Below are 7,229 nucleotides of genomic sequence, written 5' to 3' on the forward strand. Positions count from 1 at the left end.
ACCTCAGGGCACGCGCACGACGCGCAGCGCGGCGTCGATCACGACCTCGGGTGTGATGTCGGCGCTGGCGGCTTCGAAGCCGAGGATGAGCCGGTGTCGCAGCACCCGGTGCGCGAGCTTCTCGACGTCCTCGGGCAGCACGTGCGCACGCCCGAACAGGACCGCACGCGCCCGCGCCGCCTTGCAGAACGCGATCGTGGCGCGCGGGCTGGCGCCGTACTCGACCAGGCGCGCGATCTGTTTGGGCAACTTCTGGGCGGGATGGCGAGTGACGTCGACCAGCTGGCTGGCATAGAGCATCAACGCACGATCCATGTAGACGTGGCGCACCACGTCCTGCAGGCGCAGCACGTCGTCGAGGCTGATCACCGGTGCGGCGGGTTGCTCCTTATCGTAGACACCCGCGTCGATGCGCGACATCACTTCCACTTCCTCTTCCGGGGAGGGGTAGCGCACGATCTCCTTGAGCATGAAGCGGTCGGTCTGCGCCTCGGAGAGCGGATAGGTCCCTTCCTGGTCGACGGGGTTCTGGGTGGCGATGACCAGGAACGGCTCCGCGATGGGATGAACCTGCCCGGCAATCGTGGCCTGCCGCTCCTCCATCGCCTCGAGCATCGCGCTCTGGGTCTTCGCACTGGAGCGGTTGATCTCGTCGAGCAACACGATGTTGGCGTGCACCGGACCGAGTTGGGTGACGAACGAATTGGTCGCCGAATCGTAGATCTGGGTGCCGATGATGTCGCTGGGCAGCAGGTCAGGCGTGCACTGGATGCGCTGGAAGCGACCGTGGATGGACTCGGCGAGCACCTTGGCCGCGGTGGTCTTGGCCAGACCCGGCACGCTTTCGAGCAGGATGTGGCCGCCCGCGAGCAGGCCGATCAGCAGCGATTCCCGTAGGTCGCGCTGCCCGACGATCTTGGCGGCGAACGCCCGGGAGATCGCGTCAACTGTCCGTCGGATGCTGTCGAGCTCGCGCTGGTCCGGCTGGCTACGTGCGGTAGTCATACGCCCGCCTTTATACCCGGGAGGCGGCTTTCCACACCGCCGGCACGGCTAGACGGCCCGTTGGTGCGGGGATTTCGGGCGGACGATGTCGTCGATAGGGGCCGGCTGTCCGAACAGGTGTCCTTGTGCGAAGCGACAGCCGGCGGCCTGGATGATCTCGCTTTGAGCGGTCGACTCGATACCTTCGGCAATCACCTCGAGACCCAGCTCTGCGCAGAGCCCGATGACCGAGCGGTAGAGAGCCAGGTCGCGTGCCGGGTCCACACCCACCGCCAGACCACGGTCGAGCTTGACGACGTGCACCGGCAGGGCGTGCAGGTAGGTCAGCGAGTTGTATCCGGCGCCGAAATCGTCGAGCGCCACCCGCACACCGGTCGCGTTGAGCCGGGTGATCTGCGCCGCCGCGTCGGCGAGGTCGACGATCGGCACCGTCTCGGTGATCTCCACGACGAGGCGGCCCGGCGCGATTCGGTGGCGTTTGAGTGTCCGGTCCACGTGCTCTTCGAAGTCGGTGTTGCCCAGGCGCGCCGCGCCGATGTTGACGTGGATGTCGACGTCCATCCCGGCCGCCTCGACTTCGGTGCACGCCAGTTCCAGCACCATCGCATCCAGGGCGGCACCGAGTCCCGCGGCTTCGGCGGCCGTGACGAACGTTTCGGGGGCGATGTCCATGCCGTTGGGTGCGGTCCACCTGGCCAGGGCCTCGACGGCAACCGCCGTTGCCTCCGGGAGCCGCACGATCGGCTGGTAGACGAGGCTGAATCCAGCGGGCACGCCCCCTTTGGCCTTGCGCAGTGCCGTCGGGAAATCCCCCGGTATGCCGGTCAACGGTTGGTAGATCACCGCGGTGTTCTTGCCGAGCCGTTTACCGGCGTACATCGAGATGTCCGCTTGCCGCAACAGGTCGTCGGACGTCTGAGGTCCGTGCTCGGTACCCGGGCGGACGAGACCCATGCTGGCTCGGACGCGGACCGAGGAACCGTGCAGGGGGAAGGGATCGCGCAGCGCGACCCGCAGTCGATGCCGTACGGTTTCGAGCTCCTCCACGCCTTCGTGGATCAATATCGCGAACTCGTCCCCGCCCACCCGGGCCAACGTGTCGCTGTCGGTGACACAGCGTTTGAGTCGCTCGCCCACCGCGCACAGCAGTTCGTCACCGGCAGCATGTCCGAACCGGTCGTTGATCTCCTTGAAGTCGTCGAGGTCGACGAAAATCAGGACGAAACCGCCGCTGCGCATCGCCTCGTCGAGGCGGCGGGCGAACAAGAGCCGGTTGGGCAGTCCGGTCAGTGCGTCGTGATCCACCTGGTAGGCGAGCCGGTGTTGCGCGACGTACAGGTGTTGAGTCAGTAGCCACTGCGCGCGCATCGCGATCACCTGACGGATGGCGACCAGCAGAACCATGAGCACCGTTACGCAGACCGCGAATGCGTCCAACCAGTGTCCGATGAGCACGTGGTAGGCGAAAAGCACGGCGATTCCGAGAAATCCGACGTAAGGCAGGATCAGCTTCGCCCAGTCAGTCCCCCGAACGACCTGATCAGCGTCCGGCAGTGGCGGATACTCGAGCATCGCGAACGCGATCATCACCGGGCCGAGGATCAACCCGATGGCGCCGAACAACTCGCCGCCCTCCGCGCCGACCGACCGGAAATAGGCGGTGACGCGATCCGAGGTCGCCATGGACACGACGCCGCCGGCCAGCAGCAGGTAGTTCACCCGATACGGGCGGTCGGGGTCATACACCATGGCGATCACCACCACTGCGCCCACGACCACCACCTCGGCCAACGCGAACCCCATCTCGACAGTCGCGCTGTCCGACCGGGCCAGTGCAGCCGACGACCCGGCACCGAAGCCGCCCATCGTGGCCAGGATCAAGAACGACAGACCGGCCACCACGCCGTCGATCAGGCTCGTGGCGGGAGGGTGGCGCAGCAGCCCGTCGCGCCCGAACACCCTGCCGCTGTCGTATACCAGCAGGACAATCCCGGTGATCGCGAACACCGGCAGCAGCAAATGGGCGAGTATCCCCGGCGCCGGCGCGATGCGGCTCGACAGGGTGTTACCCGTCCACCAGAGGACCTGACCGAACAGCCACAATCCCACCCCGACGGCGTAGAGCAGTCGCCACCAGCGCGACAAGCCACTTGTGCGCGCCGCAGTTACGAGACCAGCGACGATCGCGGCCAGCCCCGTGCTCAGCTGAAGAAATGTCTCGCCGCGATGGGCGGCCCGGTCCGCCCCACAGCGCCAAGGCGTTGACGACCGACAACAGCGTGACCGCGCCGAAGATGTAGAGGCGCAGTCGTGGATGTTCGGTCGACACCGGCCTCCCCTCCCTGTGACCTGCACCACGTTAAGCCATGGTATTTCCGGACATGAAGGTAGCTAATCGGCTGCGCGGATGGCACCGACTGCCGGTTACCGATCTTGGGTCAGGGCAAGAGTGACGGTCGGCCGGGTATGGGTGACGGTCGCGCCGGGTATGGGTGACGACGTGGCCGTCCACTATCTGCGTGGCAGATCGGCGCTGGCCGCTGTCCTGGTGGGCGTCATGCTGACCGCCGGATGCTCGGCCGAGTCCCCGCCGTCCGCGACCGGGCCCGCGCCGCCTGCACCGGCATCCGCAAAGCTGATCTCTGCTCCCGTCGGCGTTCCCGCCTCTTTGGCGCAGGCACCGTTCGACCAACCGCGGCAGGCTCTGATCCCGGAGGGCTGGACGATCTCGGTATGGGCGCGGATCCCCAAAGCGCGGCTGGAAACCTGGACTCCCGACGGCGCTCTGCTGGTGTCGGTTCCGTCCAGCGGGCAGATCATCAAGCTGACACCGGGTGCGGCGCCGCAACAATCGACGCTGCTCGACGGTCTCGACCAACCACATGGGATGGCGTTCGCGGGCTCAACGCTGTATGTCGCCGAAAGCGACCAGATCGATGCGTACGACTACATCGACGGACGGGCCGGCGACGGACGTACGGTGGTCAACGGCCTTCCCGACGCGCGCAGTCCCGATCTGCACGGCGCCTACGCGCACGCGCTGAAGAGCGTGGTCGTCGGTCGCGACGGTGCGGTCTACTTCTCGATCGGCTCGACGGCCAACATCTCCGTGCAGGACCGCACGGCGACACCGCCCAGGGCGACGATCATGCGGATCCCGCCGGACGGCGGCACTGCGCAGCCGTTCGCGACCGGGGTGCGCAACGGAACCGGTCTTGCTTTCGCGCCGGACGGTTCGTTGTGGACCGCTGTTAACAATCGCGACAACGCACCGGATCCGAATGGCAATGTCGATGTCGAGTACGTCAACGACCATCCACCGGAGTCGCTGGCACGCTTGACGCCCGGACGCGAATTGGGTTGGCCCTATTGCAATCCCGATGGAGGTCCCGCGAATTTGCGGTTCGTCCGCGACATGTCGACCAACAGGGACGGATCCGCGATGGACTGTTCGGTCTTGGCGCCGATCGAGCAGAGCATGGGTGCTCATTCGGCGCCGCTCGGGCTGGCGTTCACCAGCGGTGTTCTGCCGCAACCGTATTCGGATGGCGCCCTGGTCGGCATCCATGGCTCCTGGAACCGGCAGCCTCCGCGCGCACCCGAGGTTTCGTTCTTTCCCTGGCGCAATGGCACTCTCGGTGACCAGCAGACCCTGGTCGGTGGTTTCCAAGCGGGTGACGGTTCCCGATGGGGGCGTCCGGTCGCCGCGGTAGTCGGACCGGACGGAGCCGTGTACGTCACGGACGACGCCGCGGGTGCGGTTTATCGGGTGGCCCCGCCGGGGCGGTAGGGATGTCTCGGTTACGGAGCCGCACTGACGAGCGACGCCAGCCGTGGATAGAGGATCGCCGGACCGAGCCACCGCGCAACGAACCGTCGTAGTGCGATCTCGTCACCCTGACGCTGCCCCGGATCGGTGAGCAGCGATTGCACAGTGCGCAGGGTCATTTCGGCAAGTTCACGCAGCGCGGCCGCGTCGAAGCCGTGCAGTTTCCAATCGACGTCCAGGCGGTCAAAGAGTGACAAGCAGAATGCGATCGCGGTATCGGAGCTCAGCGAGGTGACGGCTTCGCCCTCTTGCCGTCGGGTCAACAGGTTCTCCAGCTGCGGATCCCCGGCGAGGTTCCCGACCCCGAACGAAATGCATTCGACCAGCGCCGTGACCGGGTCGTTGAGCCCTCTGGCGTGTTCTGCGACCTGATCGATGAAGCCGTTGACCGCGCGCATCGAACTGGCGATGAGCAGCGCGTCGGCATTGGGAAAGTACCGGTACACCGTCTGGCGAGTGACACCGAGCCGGCGGGCGACGTCGGCAAGGCGTAGCGCCGATCCGTTCTCGGCGACCTCTTCGTCCACCGCAGTCAGAATTCGGGAGATCGCTTCCTCGTCCGAAGTGGGTGTCAAACCCGCCCAGCCACGACTACGCATCCGCGGTCACAAGCCTTTCACTGGTGAATTCGATCGGAAGTGTTGTGGGACCGGTCATTCCCAGCAGGGGTTTCCACGGTGCCGGTCCGGCGCGATGAACGACGGAGAGGCGGCGGGTGAGGACTATGAGCGCTTCCGCCAGTTCCCGGCGTGCGAGGTTCGCCCCGAGGCAGTAGTGCGCGCCACCGCCGAAGGTCAGGATCGCAGGTACGTCCTTGCGCGCGATGTCGAAGCGGTCCGCATCGGTATAGATCGCTGGATCTCGGTTGGCCGCAAAGGTATTCACAAGTATGAAGGTTCCTGCCGGAAACATGTACCCGCCGAATTCGGCATCGCAAGTCGCGGCCCGCGGGACGATACTTCCCGCCGGTGAGTGGCGCATGCTCTCCTCGACCGCCTGCATCGCGAGTTCTGGCTGGTCGCGCAGCTTCGCCCACTGATCTGGATGCTCGCAGAGCACCTGCACGGACGCAGCCAGTTGGTTCCGCGTCGTGTCGGTTCCCGCCATCAGGAAACCCGCCACCATACCTCGCAGTTCGTCCAGATTGAGGCGGTCGCCGTCGCTTTCGGCGCGTATGAGTTCGGAGAGCAGATCATCGGTCAGATTGTGTCGGCGGGCCGCCACCATGTCGTCGACGTAGGCGTCGAGTTCATTCCATGCGCGCATGATCGCGGCTTGATCGAAGGTGGCGTCCGGCTGGAAGTTGAGGGCCTTGAAGACCTCTTCGGTCCAGTCCGCGAACAGGTGCCAATCCTCGCGGGGCGCTCCGATCAGCGCACACATGATCGGAGTGGGGTATGGACGGGCGATGTCGGTCACCACGTCACATCGCCCGGCGTCCACCACCCGGTCGATCAACCCGTTCACCACTTCATGGATCGTGTCCTGAAGACGTGATGTCGCGCGCGGGGTGAACGCCTTGGAAACCAGTTTGCGTAACCGGACATGTGGTGGGCCGTCCAGGCCGAGCAGGCTGTTGGCCATCTTGTCGTACAGCGGACCTGACGTGATGCCCTGGGACGCCAGCGTAATGCCGGGCGGCAGCCGAAATCTGTTGTCGCGCATGATGTCGCGAGCCAGTTTGTAGGACAGGATTTCCGGGCCGAGGGGTCCGATAGCGATGGGTGCACGCGATTGCGCCGATCGAACATCCTCGAGGATGTCGTGCGGAGTGGCATCGAGGGTGTAATCGAATGTCGGGAGACCGGCTTCGAAGACATTGGGAGCGGTGCTCTGCATGGATGTCTCCCTTCCGCTGGACGGACATGTTTCGCTTGAATGTATGACCAGTGTGCTGGTGCGGTCAATAGTAGTCGCTGAATTGGCTGCTTGTGGGCGGTGCTGCCCGCTTTGGTCATACGCGATACGCAGCAACGTCTGGATGCCTTGGCGGCGATAAGTCCGACTTATAAGTCCTAACTCGGACTAGCGCTATAGTTAGTCCGAGTTAGGAGAGGGTGATGGCAGATCCATGGCCACGACACACCGCACAGCGACGTCCGTGGGCACAGACTCAACGAGGCGGCACCCGCGAGGACAGGACACTTCGTTACGTCGAGGTGTCACTTCCCCCCTTCATCGCCGACCTCGAGGCCGGCATCAACGCAGATATCGCTGTCGAGCTCGAGATTGCGATGGTCGAAATTTCTCGGCTCGACAGCGCGCACGGAGCCGACCTAGCAGCGCTGAACACTCTCCTACTACGAACGGAATCGGTAGCGTCCTCCAAAATTGAACGCGTCGAGGCAAGTTTGGACGACTACGCGCGCGCACTCCACGGCAGCAGAGGCAACGC

The 7,229-nt window shown here is 65.1% G+C and carries 5 protein-coding genes and 1 pseudogene; 2 read left to right on the plus strand and 4 right to left on the minus strand.

Translation table 11 applies throughout. The features are described from left to right. Nucleotides 1–3: 3 nt before the first annotated feature. Nucleotides 4–1,005: an AAA family ATPase gene (locus AC5Y47_RS24175; RefSeq protein ID WP_499946774.1), complete on the minus strand. Its 1,002-nt coding sequence runs from the start codon at nt 1,003–1,005 to the stop codon at nt 4–6. 48 nt (nt 1,006–1,053) lie between these two features. After that, a complete protein-coding gene (locus AC5Y47_RS24180) occupies nt 1,054–3,150 on the minus strand; it encodes a putative bifunctional diguanylate cyclase/phosphodiesterase (RefSeq protein WP_499946775.1) in 2,097 nt (698 codons plus the stop codon). A gap of 412 nt (nt 3,151–3,562) precedes the next feature. Here AC5Y47_RS24180 and AC5Y47_RS24185 point away from each other — a divergent pair, with 412 nt between their 5' ends. After that, nucleotides 3,563–4,795 carry a PQQ-dependent sugar dehydrogenase gene (locus tag AC5Y47_RS24185; protein WP_499946779.1) on the plus strand — a complete coding sequence of 411 codons (1,233 nt, stop codon included), beginning with the start codon at nt 3,563–3,565 and terminating at the stop codon, nt 4,793–4,795. An 11-nt stretch (nt 4,796–4,806) separates the two neighbouring features. Here AC5Y47_RS24185 and AC5Y47_RS24190 read toward each other — a convergent pair whose 3' ends face one another. Both AC5Y47_RS24190 and AC5Y47_RS24195 read right to left on the minus strand, forming a co-directional pair. Continuing rightward, entirely contained in the window at nt 4,807–5,433 is a 627-nt protein-coding gene (locus tag AC5Y47_RS24190) for a TetR/AcrR family transcriptional regulator (RefSeq protein WP_499946776.1), read from the minus strand. After that, nucleotides 5,426–6,673, minus strand: a complete 1,248-nt coding sequence (locus tag AC5Y47_RS24195; protein ID WP_499946777.1) for a cytochrome P450 — start codon at nt 6,671–6,673, stop codon at nt 5,426–5,428. Before AC5Y47_RS24195 ends, AC5Y47_RS24190 begins: the two co-directional genes overlap by 8 nt. A gap of 221 nt (nt 6,674–6,894) precedes the next feature. Between AC5Y47_RS24195 and AC5Y47_RS24200 the strand changes: the two are divergent. Then, a pseudogene (locus AC5Y47_RS24200) lies at nt 6,895–7,229 on the plus strand (Fic family protein); the annotation flags it as partial.

The sequence above is a fragment of the Mycobacterium sp. NGS22 genome (assembly GCF_059813095.1).

What these genes read in the sequence shown, in the direction of transcription:
- AC5Y47_RS24190 (WP_499946776.1), bottom strand. Translation starts at nt 5,433, where the DNA reads ATGCGTAGTCGTGGCTGGGCGGGTTTGACACCCACTTCGGACGAGGAA.
- AC5Y47_RS24175 (WP_499946774.1), bottom strand. Translation starts at nt 1,005, where the DNA reads ATGACTACCGCACGTAGCCAGCCGGACCAGCGCGAGCTCGACAGCATC.
- AC5Y47_RS24195 (WP_499946777.1), bottom strand. Translation starts at nt 6,673, where the DNA reads ATGCAGAGCACCGCTCCCAATGTCTTCGAAGCCGGTCTCCCGACATTC.
- AC5Y47_RS24185 (WP_499946779.1), top strand. Translation starts at nt 3,563, where the DNA reads ATGCTGACCGCCGGATGCTCGGCCGAGTCCCCGCCGTCCGCGACCGGG.